Below are 15,972 nucleotides of genomic sequence, written 5' to 3'. Positions count from 1 at the left end.
GATTGGCTTGCGCTGTACAATTTAGCGCAATAAATTCTGAAGCAGCGCTAGTAACCATTAGGTGCAATTTTGCGGTGATTGGGTACTAGAGATAACAACACAGCTGAGCCTACTCTTAAATGCTATTGCTAACAAACTATTGTGAACGAATCTGCATTAATGTATTAATGTATTTAACTTTTAAAGAGTGATTTATAAAAGCGTAATCTAAGTTTTACTTTACGAATAAAACTTTACGTAAGTCTTTATGATATTGTCTTTAATTATTAAAATTTAAAAATTATAAAAATTGAAAAACATATTATTACAAACATCAAAATGAAGATAACTTTAAAAAGAGGTGAAAGAGTATGCAAATTTTAAACATTCTATGCAACCCAGTAATTGTATCGGTTGTAGTGTTATGCGCGTTAAGTCTCGCTAAACTCAATGTTTTACTCGCAATGATTGTTGCGTGCGTTGCAGGCGGCATTGCCGGCCATCTCCCTCTTTTTGGAGATGGAAGCCATACTATTATGGCGCTGCTTTGCGATGGATTTTCCACAAACGCGCAAACTGCGCTCGCCTACATTCTTCTTGGTACTTTTGCAGAAGCCATTACAGCAACTGGTCTAGCTCAAATCATTTCTAAAAAAATCAGTAAACTTATTGGCGCAAACAAATTTATTCTTCTTGCAGTTCTAACGATTATTGCATGCATGTCTCAAAATATTGTGCCAGTTCATATTGCTTATATTCCTATTCTTATTCCACCAATTCTTTCCATTATGAACAAGCTTAAGCTAGATCGCCGTGCTGCCGCTTGCTGTACTGCGTTCGGCCTAGAAGTTCCATACATTGCTATTCCATTTGGCTTTGGCTTAATTTTCCAAACAGTTATTGCAACTAATCTTTCTAAAAACGGCATGAAAGTTAGCGTTTCAGACGTTAGCGCTGTGAATTGGTATTTAGGTGCTGCAATGCTTGCAGCTTTACTGTTTGCAGTTTTTGTTCTATACCGCAAGCCTCGCGAATATAAAACAACCGAAGCAGATACTCGCGCTGCGGACGCTGTTGTTGGCCCGCTTACTAAAGCACACTACGTAACCATTCTTGCGATTATTGTTGTTGTAGTAGTGCAAGTTATTAGTAAGGATCTTTCGCTTTCTTCTCTTGCAGGTCTTGCAACCATGATTATTTTTGGCGCAATAAAGTGGAAAGACATCGACAAGCAGCTTATGGGCGGCGTTAAGCTTATGGGTCTTATTGCATTTATTATGCTAATTGCTGGAGGCTACGCTAACGTGATTCAAGCTACAGGCGGAGTTAATGAGCTTGTACACCTTGGCGTTGCTTTTATGGGTCAAAACAAGCTAATCGCTGCATTCGTTATTACGATTATTGGCTTGCTTGTTACTATGGGCATCGGCACCTCGTTTGGCACGGTTCCTATTCTTGCAGTTTTGTTCGTACCGCTTTGCCAAAGCATTGGTTTTAGCACTCCTGCAACAATTCTTCTTATGTCTTCCGCTGCAGCTCTTGGAGACGCAGGTTCTCCTGCTTCCGATACAACGCTTGGTCCTACTTCTGGCTTAAATGCAGATGGTCAGCACAGCCACATTTGGGATACTTGTGTTCCAACATTCCTTATTTTTAACATTCCACTTATGGCTGCAGGCATTGTAATATCGCAGTTTATTTAGCATTTAGCTGAAAGTCACCAACAATATACATCTAATAAACGCTGGTGAAGATTTTTGCCATTTGCGGCTATTTTCTTCACTACCCCAAATTGTAAAAAACAGGCAAAGTTTGATACACGTCGAGCCCATTAATTAGCTCTGTAAACGCGTACAAAAATCAAATGCGCAACACTGCTTCAATACAAAGCTCAAGCGCATACGCTTTAGAATCCCCACCCCAATTGCGCTCATCGTAATTTTCAACATCATGCAAAGTATCTGCAGTATAAAGAATCTCGCCCCAAACAATCCCACGCATTTGCGCGCAAGCCGCTAAAGCAGAACACTCCATCTCCACAACCGCGCATCCCTCTTGCTTACGATTAGCAACTTTCGTCTTAGTTTCACGGAAAAACCCATCCGTAGTCCACGTTTTAACTTCATGATAAGGCAAATTGTGCGCTTGCAAAGTTTGTAAAATAGCACGTCTCGAACGCTCTGAAACGTCAACATAACGACTTGGAGGCAAATAATGATAAGAAGTTCCCTCATCTCTTAAAGCTTTATACGGAACCAGAAAAACGTTTTCCGCATAATCAACTAGCGATCCGCAAGAACCGGCACTAATAACTTCACTAACGCCGTAAGAAATCAACCAATCTAATATCTGAACAGCGGCAGGAGCGCCAACTGGGGCCTGTACCAAGCAGATTTTTTGCGTTTCTTCTTCTACTTTTTCATCTACTTTCTCACCTGCATTCTCACCTGCCTTATCCCCTACTTTTTTCTCTACTTTCTCTTCCAAAACATATATTGGATATACTTTAGTTGCAGATTCAAAATTTGCTACAATCGTAGCTTTCCTGCTTAAAGCATACTGATCGATTTCATCGCCTAAGAAAGCAAAAACCGCTTTAGATGGAAGCTGAACAGAAATATTATCGTGATTTGGCATTAAAACTGCACTTTTATCTGAATCATACTCTAAAATCGGTAAATCATATTCTGCCATATAATCAGCTCCTTCACACAATCAGCTCCATCCTATAATCACTCAATACTATATACAAATACAAGCATTAGTACGCAAAGATTATAAAAAAATAGCCAATCACTGCAAATTCGCGGGCGATTGGCTACTTCATATATGTATATGCTATCTAGCTCAATATAGTGTCTAGCCCAATATGCTATCAATATTCTTCTTATTGCTTAGATCATCTTCATCAAGAAAAGCCATCTGCTTTATTCCGCTTAATCTTGCAATAAGCGAAACTGGGAAGGTAACAATATTTTGATTAAGAGTACTAATGTTACTATTTACTATTCTTTTTGCTGCAGCCAGCTGCTCGTTTTCGTCGTTCACTTCTTCTTGCAAATTCAAAAATTGTTCTGAAGACTTTAATTCTGGGTAAGCTTCTGCCAAAGCATAAATCTTCCCTATTGCATGATTCTGATTTTTCATTGCTTCGCTAGAATCCGCAGAGTTTAATCCTTCTCTTAAACTCACCAAATCAACTAATGTTGTTTTTTCGTATTTTGCAAACGATTGCGCAACTTTAAGCATTTGGCAAATCGTGTCGTACCTTTTAGCGAGCGCAATGTCAACGTTTTTTTGCGACTCTTCTATAATCACCCTATATTTTCTTAGTCTATTTAACGTACCAATAAACCAGCCAATAGCCACTACAAGCACTGCCGCAATAACTATTAAAATAGTCTTATAATCCATAATGCTATCCATAATGTCACTCATAATGTCTCCTTTATTTTTAGTTTTTCTAGTCTTAATTATCTCTAATTTTGCAATTTCTCTCTAATTACGCTGATTATTTCGTAATACTCAGCCAAAACATCCCTAAATCTTGCATATTCTCTTGTTAAAGATAGGTTTTCTATTCCAGATTTTCCAGGATTTCCTAATATATACCGACCAGAGTCAAAAGATGCAATAATATGCTCGCTATCTATATATATGCAAACTCTCATTCGTTTTTGCAAATTATTCAATACTTCTATAAAACTTGGATCCAACACAAGCTTTGTATAAAAATCGTCTGTAGAAAAGATTGAATACGAGTTGTTAAACTCAATGGATTCTGTTTGAACTTCACTCTCCCCTTTTGTTTTTTTGCCATAGTATCCATTTAGTTTTTGCCCCATAAAGGTCTTTCCAGTAACGGGAACAATTCTAATATGACCATTTATATTGGTTTTTGCGTTTATTAATAAGACTTGACCAATAAAATCAGTTTTTTTGACAGTTTTTCCACTTTCAGTTCTAGAAAAGTGCATTGCTTGCATATTTGAAAATTCAGTTTTAGATTCATCGCCAAAAATTATGTGTTTATTTGAATAATACCTACTAGATATTGGCAGAAGATTATTAAAAATACTATTGTCAATTCCTTCGGAATTTTCTAATACCGTTCCAGGCAGAATCGCATTCAAAATCGGCGTTAAAACATTATCCGCGTATAGCGCGCTTACATCAACCTTATTATTTACAAAAAACTTACCAGCAAAGCAAACAACAAAAGCAACTATTATTAGTAAAGGATATTTATAAGTAGAGTAGTCAAACGAAGGCAGATAATTGCCAACAGCACCAATAATCAGGACTACTGGTATTAATGGGATTAAACGCATTGGGTCAAAAGCGTTATTTTTTATGCCTTCTTTTAACTCATTTAGTTTCCCTTGCATTTGGGGAGATTTTTCTAATTTATTAAGTCTTTCTAAAACTTCGGGATTTGTAAACACGCTACTATGTTTTACATTCATCGTCATCTCCCTCTTATAATCGCCAATATTTTTGTAACAATATTTTTATAACAACATTTTTGCAAAAGGCATAAAAGGCTCTTATATTTTTTTATCATAAATAACCATTATTTGGAATAGTAAGATTTGTGATAGTTGAATTTGAAATAGTGAAATAATAACCACTTTGATTTTGAGCCACTTTGATTTTGCTAGCAAAGTATCTTAAACGTGATTATTTTCAATAAAGATTTAATACAAAACAAATAGTAAAGAACAAAATAACACAAAATAAACAATATAACAATTTATAACACATTAATTTTCAACTACTTTAATAACATTTGGCAAAGCGTATAATGAACTTGAATTTATTCCTTAACTGATAGGAAATTCCAAAATGGTACAGAAACTAAAAAATATTTGGAGCGTTAAATTAACTACTGCTTCACTCGTACTAATACCAGCTGCAATCGGCATAAATTATGTTGCAAAACTATTTGCAAGCATGCTAAAACTACCACTTTGGCTTGGCACACTAGGCACTTGCATTTCAGCTTGCTTAGCAGGACCAGTTGTAGGCGGAATTGCAGGATTTTTAACTAATATTGTTTACGGCTTAACGATTGATCCAATTTCTACAGTCTATAGCATTACAGCTGCAGCAATTGGCGTAAGCGTTGGAATCGCTGCACGACTAAAGTACATGAACAAAGGCCTACACATTTTTATAACAAGTCTTATTGTTGCAGCAATCGCAATAATCATCTCTACACCTCTAAACATGATTTATTGGGGCGGAACCACTGGAAATGTTTGGGGTGACGCTGTTTTTGCAGCAATGGGTTCCAAAGGCTTCTTTGCATCATTCGTAGATGAGCTTGTTGTAGATATACCAGATAAGATTGTTGTTTTGTTCCTTGCAGCTGGAATCTATAAAGTTCTTCCTAAGAGTTTAATAGCCATCTATCAATCCGATGACGAAGATCTTGATAAATAAACGTTTATCTCAAGCAAATAAATCGCATAAACGTTAAGTTCTACAAGTTTTTATAAGCGCAATAAGACGAGATACTATGAAAAGCATCAGCCTATTTGAAGATAAGAATTCGTTTCTAAACGGATTATCTGCAAAAACCAAGCTTGCATACGTAATATGCGCTACAAGCACGCCGAGTTTGCTTGGAGGCTATACTTCTTTCGCTATCTTTATTATTTTGAGCCTAATATTACTTGCAACATCAAAGGTTCTAGCAAAAATAAAAATCGTAATACAAGTTACTGGTTTTATTATTGTAACTATTTTTATAGTTCAAACTTTCTTTAGATCGGGAAACTACACGATTTTATTCAAACTAGGACCTTTGATTGCTCGCAAAGAAGGTTTTGAAGTAGCAATGAAGATTGTGCTAAATATATTAAATATTTCGTTTGCATTTTGTGTTTTAACTCTTACAACTAAACCTTCTAATATGATGCAAGAGATGATACAAGCTGGTTTACCACCTAAAATGGGCTATGTTTTTGTCTCGCTATTTCAAATCATTCCTCAAATAACACAGCAAACTTCGACTATTGTTGACGCACAAAGAAGCAGAGGATTACAAACAAAAGGTTCCCTAATAACTCGTTTCAAAGCTTTTTTGCCTCTAATATCCCCGATTATAATGTCTTCGTTTATGAGTTCTAAAGAAAGAACTATAGCTTTAGAAGTTCGCGGATTTTCGTGCAATAATCAAAAAACATTCATAAAACCATTTAAGCCAAGTAAATACAATACGCTATTTTTATGCGCTTGTTTAATCGTAATAATCGCATCTATTATTTATGCGTTACTTAATAATTTAGGATATGTAGCATGGAAGCTATTCATATAGAGCACTTAAAATATCGCTATCCTTATAGTAAAACTCTTGCACTTAATGACATTTCTTGCGATATTCATAAAGGCGAATTTATTGGAATAATAGGCGCTAATGGAGCTGGAAAATCAACATTATCTCAAGCTATTTTAGGTCTTGTTCCTAATCTTTACCACGGAGCGTACGGCGGAAAAGTCGAAGTAGACGGTCTTAACGCAAAAACTACTCCAATAGACAGTCTTTGCAAAAAAGTTGGATTGGTTTTTCAAAATCCTTTTAATCAAATTACTGGCTCTAAGCTTACTGTGTATGAGGAGATTTCTTTTGGTCTGGAAAATATTGGCATTGAGCAAAGCGAGATGCAAAGTCGCGTAGAGAAAATTATGGAGATGCTTAATATTGCGCATCTTAAAGATTGCTCTCCATACGATTTATCTGGCGGTCAAATGCAACGCATGTCTATTGCCGCTATTTTAGTTATGCAACCAGAAGTAATAATTTTAGACGAGCCAACTTCGCAGCTTGATCCTAAAGGTTCAGAAGAGGTTTTTAAAGCAGTAGAATCCTTAAAAAATCAGGGCCAAACTATTATTATGGTTGAGCACAAAATGGAAAAAATCGCGCAATATAGCGACCGCGTAATGCTTTTAAGCGAAGGAAAACTCATTGATTTTGATACTCCGCAGAAAATCTTTTCTCGCGAAGACTTGGAAGAATATGGCGTAAATCCTCCTGTTTATACTCAAATTTGCAAAAAACTTTCGTTAAAAAACAATAATGGCTTGTATCCAATAACTCTTGAGCAAACATCACGAATTTTACGCTCGCACGAAGGGAATCGCTTACAATGACTCCTACTATTGAAATACGAAATGTGTCTTTTTCTCATACTCCAACATCACAAATATTCAACAATCTAAATTTGTCTTTTGTTCCTGGAGCATGCGCTATTGTTGGTCAAAATGGCACTGGAAAAACAACTTTACTTAAAATCCTTAGAGGACTTCTTACGCCGAAATCTGGAAGCGTTTTATTAAATGGTAAAGATATTGCAGAATGTACTGTTCCCTCTCTTGCTAAAGATATTGGATTTGTATTCCAAAATCCAGATGATCAGATTTTTGAATCAACTGTTATACGCGAAGTGATGTTTGGGCTTTTAAAAATTGGAATTGATAAGAGTAAAGCATTGATTCAAGCAAAAGAAAGTCTAAAACTTGTAGGACTTTTAGATAAAAGCGAGGTAAATCCTTACGATTTAAGTCTTTGTGAAAGGAAAATGGTTTCTATTGCGTCAATTTTAGCAATGGATACGCAAGTTGTTATTTTAGACGAGCCTACAATCGCCCAAGACGATCGCGGCAAAAATTGTATTGAATCAATTATTAAACACCTTGTTTTGCAAGGAAAAACTGTTATAGCTGTTCTTCACGATATGAATTTTGTTGCTCGAGTATTTAATCGAGTTGTTGTGCTTTCCAATGGCAAGGTTCTTTTTGACGGCACTACGCGAGACGCATTTATGCAAGATAACATACTTTCTAGCGCACAACTAGATAAGCCAGATATTGTGAAGCTGTGTGAAAATCTGGGTTATGAATACACATTCCTATCTGTTGAAGAGTTTGTGAACGACTATTACGAACAATAAAACTACCGACTATCAAATGAAGCAGCAAAGAAAGCAAATGCACAAATCGCGTAGTTTCTTAAAATTAGCATTTGTTAATAAACATTAGTATCAGCAGACGCAAATCAAATTTGACAAACACAAATCCATTCGCTATAGTCTTCACTTATCACCATTTCGACGAGTAAAGGAGTGCACATGTATCATACAAATATGATGACAAATTGTTGTTGTAACGTATGCTGTTGCGCATTTCTTAATCGAAATGATGTTTGCAAACACTAAGTATGCATCATCTAGCCTGTGTTAAAAAGCATTTACGTTAAAACACAGCAAATTACGATTCAAGAAACAGCGCGCTGTTTCTTTTTTTTATGCCAAAATTCGAATATAACGTTAAAAAATAACAATTTAATACGTGTTAAATATTAAAACGAATAAATGGCATTTTTAGCAACAACTAATAAATAATCACTTTATTAATAAAAATTGTTTTTTAAAAATTAAAAACAAAACAGAAACAAATTAAATTAAACAAAACAAATAAGTAAGGGGAAATATTATGTCTAATATTTACAAGTCCGTGCAAGAACTCGTAGGAAACACTCCACTTATGGAGCTTACACACATTGAAAAAGAGTACAATCTAGCAGCAAAAATCCTTGTAAAACTCGAATACTTTAACCCAGCAGGCTCCGTAAAAGACCGCATTGCAAAGCAGATGATTGAAGAAGCAGAAGCCGAAGGCACGCTTAAACCAGGCTCAGTAATTGTTGAGCCAACTTCTGGAAATACTGGCATTGGTCTTTCAATGATTGCGCAAACAAAAGGATACAAAAGCATTATTGTAATGCCAGAAAGCATGTCTATTGAACGCAGAAAACTTATGAAAGCATACGGCGCCGAACTCGTACTCACTCCAGCTAAAGATGGAATGAAAGGCGCAATTGCCAAAGCGAAGGAAATCGTTGAAAACACGCCAAACGCGTGGACTCCTGGGCAGTTTACCAATCAAGCAAATGTGCACGCGCACTACAAAACAACAGGTCCAGAAATTTGGCAAGACACTGATGGAAACGTGGATATGCTCATTGCTGGCGTTGGAACAGGCGGCACAATCACGGGTACTGGCACATACCTAAAGGAGCAAAATCCGCAGCTTGAAGTAATTGCAGTAGAACCAGCCGACTCCCCTGTGCTCGCAGGCGGAAAGCCAGGAGCGCACAAGATTCAAGGAATCGGCGCAGGATTCGTTCCAGATGTGCTTAACCAAAACATTTATAATCGCATTGTTCACGTAACAAATGAAGACGCAATCGAAAGCGGCAAGCTTATAAGCAAAAAAGAAGGCGTGCTAGTGGGTATTTCTTCTGGAGCTGCAATCTGGGCAGCAATCCAAGAAGCAAAAAGAGAAGAAAACGCTGGCAAAACCATCGTTGCAATACTGCCAGATTCAGGAGATCGATACTTGTCTACAGCATTATTTGAAGACTAACTAAATTTAGGAGCACTACTGTAAATACGCAAGTTTTGATTAAATAATATATGGATAATAAATGGATAATAAATAACATTATTAGATAATGATCAAAACTATAAAATAAAGGAAAATAATAAAAATAACGGGAGAAATGTATGAGTGATCGCCTTGACCTTATAAATCAACTAAACTCAATTAACGATTCAGACATAAGGCAAGCTACATTCATACCTAATTACCGCAATATTATTGCACTCATACATGCAACTCAGGCTCTACTTTTGCCTGAGTTGCATGTGCGCAATGAAAGCAACGAGACTACGCAACTCAACGCTAGTTTGAATAATAACGCTAGTTTGAATACAATTGCTTCAAACGCGTTAGACACTATAGAACGCATTATATTCCACGAACTTCAATGCTACACAAACAACACAATTAAAATTCGAGAAACTTGCGATCAATTTATAAATACTCTTCCTGCAATTAAAAAGCTACTTTTAACAGATATTCAAGCCATATACGAAGGCGATCCTGCTTGCACAAGTAAAGTAGAAGTCACGCTCGCATACCCTGGTTTTTATGCAATGCTTATTCACCGCACAGCGCACGCACTCTACGAACTTAATGTACCGCTAATTCCTAGACTTATGAGCGAATATGCACACAGAAAAACTGGAATCGACATTCATCCAGGAGCAAAAATTGGCGCACATTTCTGCATAGATCACGGAACTGGTATTGTAATCGGCGAAACAACTGTAATCGGCGAGCATGTTAAGCTTTACCAAGGCGTAACACTGGGTGCAAAAAGTTTTGCGCTAGATAATTGTGGAAATCCTGTAAAAGGCGGAAAGCGGCATCCGAATATTGGAGATAATGTTGTAATCTACGCAAACGCAACAATCTTAGGCGGAGAAACCACAATCGGCAGCGGAAGTATAATCGCAGCAAATGCATGGATTAACCGCAGCATTCCTGCAAACACAACCTACCACTTTCCTAAAGCCTAATACGCTATCATGCTCTGTCTTTTATAAAACCGCAGCACTCAATTTCTGCTAACTCAATAAAACCAGCAGATTTATAAAAAGCAATAGTTTTTTCGGTGCAATCCGTAGTCAATTGAATTTGACGAACATTAGGGTAACAATCCACAATCGCATTTAACAAAGCAGAGCCTATCCCCTGGCGTTGATACTCTGGCAAAACGAGAATATCTTGAATAAGAACAACCGTGTATCCATCGCCAACAGCTCTAGCAATGCCGACCAGCTCATCATTTTTATACGCAGCTAAAACCTTGAGCGAATTATTAAAGCCATTTTCCAAGGCGGGTAAATCATCTGTATATGAAGACCAACCAACAGAATCATATAGTCTTAAAATATCTTTGCTATTATATTTTTTATACTCTTTTATTTGCACGTCTGTTAAATTCATTTACAATAACACCTCGCAAAATATAGCAAAAGTACGCGATTCTAAAACGTAAAAATGTAAAAACATAAAAACGTAAGAACGCGTACTTGTAAGAATACTTAGTAACCGCTACAACAGCTACAACAGCTACTTGTTAAGTTGCACAGTCTCGTGATCCATGCCCATCTTAAATTTAAGACCTGCACGCTGCCACATGCGATATTCACCAACTGCCGTAAAGAGAACATCTGTTGAAGAGTTAAGAGCGGTTTCACACGAATCCTGAATCACGCCAATAATAAGGCCAATTGCAACTACTTGCATAGCAATATCATTTGAAATACCAAACGACGAGCACGCAAGAGGTATAAGCAAAAGCGAGCCACCAGCTACACCAGATGCACCTGCAGCACTAACAGCAGAGAGAGCAGACAGAATAACAGCTGTTGGAATATCAACATAAATCCCAAGAGTGTGAGCAGCGCACAAAGCCATAATCGAAATCGTTATAGCAGCACCACTCATATTAATGGTTGATCCAAGCGGTATGGAAACCGAGTAATTGTCTTTGTTAAAGCCAAGCTTTTCGCACAAATTCATATTTACAGGAATATTCGCCGCAGAAGAACGCATAAAGAACGCTGTAACTCCCGAATCGCGCAATGTTCTTAATACAAGAGGATACGGATTCTTGCCAGTAAGAACAAAAACCAAAATAGGATTTACAATCAAAGCAACAACAGCCATAGTGCATACTAACAAGGCAATAACGGAACCGTATTCACTAAAAATACGAAGACCATTGCTTGCCACCGTTGCATAAACAAGACCCATAATGCCAAAAGGCGCTGCGTTAATAATCCAGTGGACAATTTTTCCAATAGCAGACGAAACGTTGTCAAAGAATGCTTTAGTGGAAGGCTCAGCCAAACGAAGCGCTACGCCAAAGGCGATTGCCCAGAATAAAATACCAATAAAATTGCCCTTAGCAAGAGCATCTACAGGATTTACAACAATATTTAACACAAGAGAATTAAGAACTTCACCAATTCCTTGAGGAGATGGAGAAGATGCTGCTTCAACATGCGCAAAAGTGAAGTCAACAGGGAAAATCATAGCTGCGCAAACAGCTATAAGGCTTGCAATAAATGTGGAAAGCGCATACAACACGATTACTAGCTTCATGTTTCCAACACTTTTTGCTTTTGCAAGCGCGCCAATCACCAGGCAGAATACCAAAATCGGAGCAACAGATTTAAGTGCGCTTACAAACAGCTTTCCCATAAGATCTAGCACGTAAACGTGAGCTGGCACAAAAAGACCAAGTGCAGCGCCAAGAAAAAGACCAATAACAATACGCAAAATAAGGTCAATGCTATTCCACTTTTGAACAATCTTGTGCATGAGAGTCTCCTGTAATTTAGTTTGTGCAGAATATTTTATACTCTTTTATTTGTATTCATACTCGCAAGATTTTCTATTTTTACATATTATACACATGCATGCATACGTATGCAAATCGTTAGGTTTTAGCGATTTAACAATGCCTTTTGCTTAAAATTAGTCCTTATTAATCCTTATTAATCGTCATTAATCACCTAATCTGCATAACTAGTATTTGGTAATTGAGGCAAAACAACAAGCAATCCTGCTGTAAAAATCAACGCGAGTATAGGCAAAAGCTGCCATTGGAACGTAGATGAGAATGCAAATCCAATCCAAGAACCAGTAGTAGCACCAATCGCAAACGCAAGGCGCGCCCAACCAGAAAACTTAGCGAGAGTACTTCCCTTAAACAGAATCTGACGCGAAACAATAATCGGCTCTACTAGTAGCATTCCGCCAATCGCTTCAAGTAAGAATGCAAAGCACATTATTGGCAAAAGATTAATAAACATAAAGCAATAAGCAAATGCGCTCACAATAATGCCTAAAATAGCAACTTTTCTTAAACCGAGCTTTTGAGACGAATGCGCATACAAAATGGATGCAAGCACGCTTCCTACACCAGTGAAAATATACAATATCGTCAAAGATTTAGAGCCATATTGCTTACCTAAACCAAGAAGAATATATGAAACAGAGCATGCAGGAATAAAAGCAACCAAGAGAGACCCGGCAAGAAGCATGATTTTACTCTTTAGTAATGGATTCGCAGATTGCTTAACTTTAGATTGATTATCTGCAGATTTGGAATCTGCTTTATTTTCCAGTTCCGTCTGCGATTCCTGCAATTCTTGCGATTCATTCTCTACCTCTTGCTGCGCTTCCGCTACTTCGCAAGATGCTTGCGCAATGTCTTGTTTCATAATAAATCGCGTAGCACAAGCCGCAAAAGAAGTCACGGACGAGAAAATCAAAACCGCAGGAATCGACCAGCTTGCAATCCAAGATCCAAGCGGAGAGCCGAGCAAGGTTCCTGTAATACTTGCCAAAATACTCACAATGCCGCTGTAGTTTACAATCATGCCGTCATCACCGCCGGCAGCATCAACCTCGAAAACTTCGCTAGCAATATCAATCACTTGACCTGTAATCAGCAATGCGCAAGAAAGAGCCACCAGCGACCACTTCCACGCAGGAGAGCCAAGCATAAGAAGCGGTAGTAAACTGAGCACGCCTTCTACGCCTTCAGTCATAGCAAGAGCGCGAAAACCGCCAAGCTTATCAACAATCCAACCAGAGCATGGCGAAAGAAAATCGGCAACTGTCATAAAAGTCTTACGAAAACCAATCACCCAAGCTGGCAAGCCCACAATAATAATAGAAGGCAAAACCGAGCCTTCATACGCCTGATTGCCAAGCATAGAAAAACAGAAGCCAACCAAAGCCCATCGCAATGCTGGACTAATAGATCTCATGCGAATAAAAATATTATTCTTACTAAAAATTGACTTCACAGCAACCAACTCTCCCTTAAAGCTCTTGCAAAATCGAAAATCATAATGCAAGTTTCTGCAAATGCATAACTACTCGCAAATCACTATCAAACTTAAATAATTCACTACAAACTACACAAATCCAATAGCTTATTCTACAAATTTAGTAACACTATACTCTTGTTCAAGAAAAAAACAACAAATAATAATACAAAATAACAAAAACACTACAAAAGAAAACAGTGGTTAGCTATAGACCAAAAACAGTTTAGACAAAAAGTGAGGGTTATAGGCCAAAAGTAAAAAAAAACAAAAAGTGAAAAACAAAAAGTGAAAAACAAAAAGTGAAAAACAAAAAAGCTTTCGGTTTTAAATGCCCCTAGTAGCAAACAAAACCGAAAGCAACACACTCAACACTCAAAACCCCGCAACCAACGCCCTAACTCTGGGAAGAAAAGAAAATAATAGCAAACCAGAATTAAAACAAAAGTGCAAGAATCAAGAGCAAAACCAGTGTGGCATTTCCCTACAAAACACCACACCAGTCGTTAAGTGCAAACTCTAAAAGAGCATAAGCACGCACTCACACACTTAGCATAAGTGCGCGCGCAATGCTTAGTGACGAGCCTTACGAACAGCAGCACCCATGCCAGCAAGCATAGTGGCAGCCAAAGCGGTCAAAGTTACGCCAACACCAGTACCAGGCAACTTCTTACCGCCATCCTTCTTCTTCTCAACCACAGTGGTCTTAGCACCAGCAGCAGCATTAGCGCCAGCCTGGCCAGCAGCCTGACCTGGCTTGCCTGGCTTTGCAGCACCTGGCTTACCAGCGTGGGAAGCACCTGCACCTGGAACAAAGCCTTCGCCTGGCTGATACTCAGAGGTGAAATCATGGTTGAGAGATTCTGGAGTTGCGAAAGCAGAGACATCAGCCTTTGCAGCCAAAGCAGCCTTGTACGCAGCAGCATACTTGCTGAAAGCCTTCTCGAAAGCAGACTTTGCCTTACCAAAATCAGTCTTTGCGTCGTCGCATGCCTTCTGAGCCTTAGTTTCAGCTTCCAAAGCAACATTCAAAGCCTTGGTCAAACGAGCAACTTCAGCATGATAAGCTGCAGGAGTTTCATTATCGCTATTACGCTTGTAATCTTCAAGAGCCTTCTTTGCATCAGCAGCAGCTTGCTTAGCCTGCTTGTAAGCAACGTAAGCAGCGTCATACTTGCCAAAAGCTTCATCAAGCTTGGTCTGAGCTTCCGTCAAAGGCTTCTCAGCATCCTTCAAAGTAGCAAGAGCAACATTTGCAGAAGCCTTTGGAGCAGCTGGAGTAGCATCCTTAACATTCTTCTCAGCAGTTGCTACAGCAGCGAGCTTTGCATTGTAGTCAGCAAGAGCATCGATGTAATCGTTGACTTTCTTAGCCTTAGCCTCATCGCCAGCTTTGCCTTCAACCTTAGAGACCTTGCCGTCCTTCATCTCGTAGTTAACTCGATCAAGAAGATCAACACTCTTATCTTCCTTAACAGCAGCTACATCAGCTGGAACATCAGCCTTCTTAGCAGTAAGAGTGCCTTCAGCAGTATCAGCAGCATCATAAGCACCCTTCAATACATCCTTCAAAGCCTGGAGAGCAGGAGAATCACTTTCAGCCTTATCAGTGCTGACAGTACGTGGAACAGCAGCGAATGCTGGGGTTGCCATTGCGAAGCCGGCAAGCAAAGTTGCGCCAGCAGCGAAAGCGGCGATAGCCTTCTTATTCATCATTTTATTTCCTTTCTTCTTCTCCCCCATTCACATCGCAGAAAACCCGCGATAGATCGGGGAAAATCTAAAACACGCGTTCGCGCATTTCCACCAACGGTTATCCACCGTGTGATGTTGCTATTAACATACCCCCCCCCCGTTTGAAAAAGTCAAGCCCCAGCCACACATGCTAAACCGAAAAAAATGATGTTATACACAAACTAATCCACAATTAAGCCACACTCGCCGTAAAATTTGTGGATAAACAACACTTAAACCGTAAAAATACGCATTTCAAGGTTTTTGAAGAATTTTCCCAGGTTTTTTTAAGGAAAGGATTTTCGGGTGTGTCGCGTCGCTTGCGAGTCCTAGGCGCTCAGGCAGGTCATGTCGTTCGCGCGTTACAGTGCGCGAACGACTTCGCCGCATGTAAAGTCCACTGGACTTTACATTTGAGCCAAATCACGCTTTGAAGGAGCTTGAAATGCGTTATGCAATTTCAAGTTCAGTCAAAACGCCCATGCAAGTCGATTCGCGA

Annotated in this window: 14 protein-coding genes; 7 read left to right on the top strand and 7 right to left on the bottom strand. The window is 38.5% G+C overall.

Going from position 1 to position 15,972, the window contains the following annotated elements; all coding sequences use genetic code 11:
- Positions 1-350 precede the first annotated feature (350 nt).
- Positions 351-1,682, top strand: a complete 1,332-nt coding sequence (locus HXT45_RS02870; protein WP_016636140.1) for a Na+/H+ antiporter family protein — start codon at positions 351-353, stop codon at positions 1,680-1,682.
- A 157-nt stretch (positions 1,683-1,839) separates the two neighbouring features.
- On the opposite strand, the gene HXT45_RS02865 is transcribed toward HXT45_RS02870, so the two are convergent.
- From HXT45_RS02865 to HXT45_RS02855, 3 genes are all read right to left on the bottom strand, one after another.
- Complete coding sequence (locus tag HXT45_RS02865; protein ID WP_421782210.1) at positions 1,840-2,673, bottom strand: nucleoside phosphorylase; 834 nt, start codon at positions 2,671-2,673, stop codon at positions 1,840-1,842.
- Positions 2,674-2,838: 165 nt separating this feature from the next.
- Positions 2,839-3,417: a LemA family protein gene (locus HXT45_RS02860; protein ID WP_115757190.1), complete on the bottom strand. Its 579-nt coding sequence runs from the start codon at positions 3,415-3,417 to the stop codon at positions 2,839-2,841.
- A gap of 41 nt (positions 3,418-3,458) precedes the next feature.
- On the bottom strand, positions 3,459-4,445 hold the full coding sequence (locus HXT45_RS02855; protein ID WP_165845264.1) for a DUF3137 domain-containing protein: 987 nt from the start codon (positions 4,443-4,445) through the stop codon (positions 3,459-3,461).
- 379 nt (positions 4,446-4,824) lie between these two features.
- Between HXT45_RS02855 and HXT45_RS02850 the strand changes: the two genes are divergently transcribed.
- The 6 genes from HXT45_RS02850 (at position 4,825) to epsC (ending at position 10,409) form a co-directional block, all read left to right on the top strand.
- Positions 4,825-5,424 (top strand): sensor histidine kinase, encoded by a 600-nt coding sequence (locus tag HXT45_RS02850; RefSeq protein WP_004130184.1) that lies wholly within the window; start codon positions 4,825-4,827, stop codon positions 5,422-5,424.
- A 76-nt stretch (positions 5,425-5,500) separates the two neighbouring features.
- Complete coding sequence (locus tag HXT45_RS02845; protein WP_128831807.1) at positions 5,501-6,301, top strand: energy-coupling factor transporter transmembrane component T family protein; 801 nt, start codon at positions 5,501-5,503, stop codon at positions 6,299-6,301.
- The gene (locus HXT45_RS02840; RefSeq protein ID WP_128831808.1) at positions 6,283-7,137 is read left to right on the top strand and encodes an energy-coupling factor ABC transporter ATP-binding protein; all 855 of its coding nucleotides are present in this window, start codon (positions 6,283-6,285) and stop codon (positions 7,135-7,137) included. The genes HXT45_RS02845 and HXT45_RS02840 overlap by 19 nt, the downstream gene beginning before the upstream one ends.
- Positions 7,134-7,937: an energy-coupling factor ABC transporter ATP-binding protein gene (locus HXT45_RS02835; protein WP_421782205.1), complete on the top strand. Its 804-nt coding sequence runs from the start codon at positions 7,134-7,136 to the stop codon at positions 7,935-7,937. The genes HXT45_RS02840 and HXT45_RS02835 overlap by 4 nt, the downstream gene beginning before the upstream one ends.
- A 541-nt stretch (positions 7,938-8,478) precedes the next feature.
- Entirely contained in the window at positions 8,479-9,411 is a 933-nt protein-coding gene (cysK, locus tag HXT45_RS02830; protein WP_016799380.1) for a cysteine synthase A, read from the top strand.
- Between the two features lie 140 nt (positions 9,412-9,551).
- Positions 9,552-10,409 (top strand): serine O-acetyltransferase EpsC, encoded by an 858-nt coding sequence (gene epsC / locus HXT45_RS02825; RefSeq protein ID WP_060785534.1) that lies wholly within the window; start codon positions 9,552-9,554, stop codon positions 10,407-10,409.
- 7 nt (positions 10,410-10,416) lie between these two features.
- Here the strand turns inward: epsC and HXT45_RS02820 are convergent, their stop codons facing one another.
- From HXT45_RS02820 to HXT45_RS02805, 4 genes are all read right to left on the bottom strand, one after another.
- Positions 10,417-10,839, bottom strand: a complete 423-nt coding sequence (locus tag HXT45_RS02820; protein ID WP_018638233.1) for a GNAT family N-acetyltransferase — start codon at positions 10,837-10,839, stop codon at positions 10,417-10,419.
- 126 nt (positions 10,840-10,965) lie between these two features.
- Positions 10,966-12,222: a serine/threonine transporter SstT gene (sstT, locus tag HXT45_RS02815; protein WP_060785535.1), complete on the bottom strand. Its 1,257-nt coding sequence runs from the start codon at positions 12,220-12,222 to the stop codon at positions 10,966-10,968.
- A 194-nt stretch (positions 12,223-12,416) separates the two neighbouring features.
- Positions 12,417-13,718 carry an MFS transporter gene (locus HXT45_RS02810; RefSeq protein WP_421782202.1) on the bottom strand — a complete coding sequence of 434 codons (1,302 nt, stop codon included), beginning with the start codon at positions 13,716-13,718 and terminating at the stop codon, positions 12,417-12,419.
- Positions 13,719-14,312: 594 nt separating this feature from the next.
- Positions 14,313-15,455, bottom strand: a complete 1,143-nt coding sequence (locus tag HXT45_RS02805; protein ID WP_421782200.1) for a hypothetical protein — start codon at positions 15,453-15,455, stop codon at positions 14,313-14,315.
- Between the last annotated feature and the right edge of the window lie 517 nt (positions 15,456-15,972).

The organism is Gardnerella sp. DNF01199S (genome assembly GCF_049244155.1).
GTDB lineage: Bacteria > Actinomycetota > Actinomycetes > Actinomycetales > Bifidobacteriaceae > Bifidobacterium > Bifidobacterium piotii.
The sequence above is the reverse complement of the archived record's forward strand: the minus strand, read 5'-3'. Positions and strand labels throughout refer to the sequence as shown.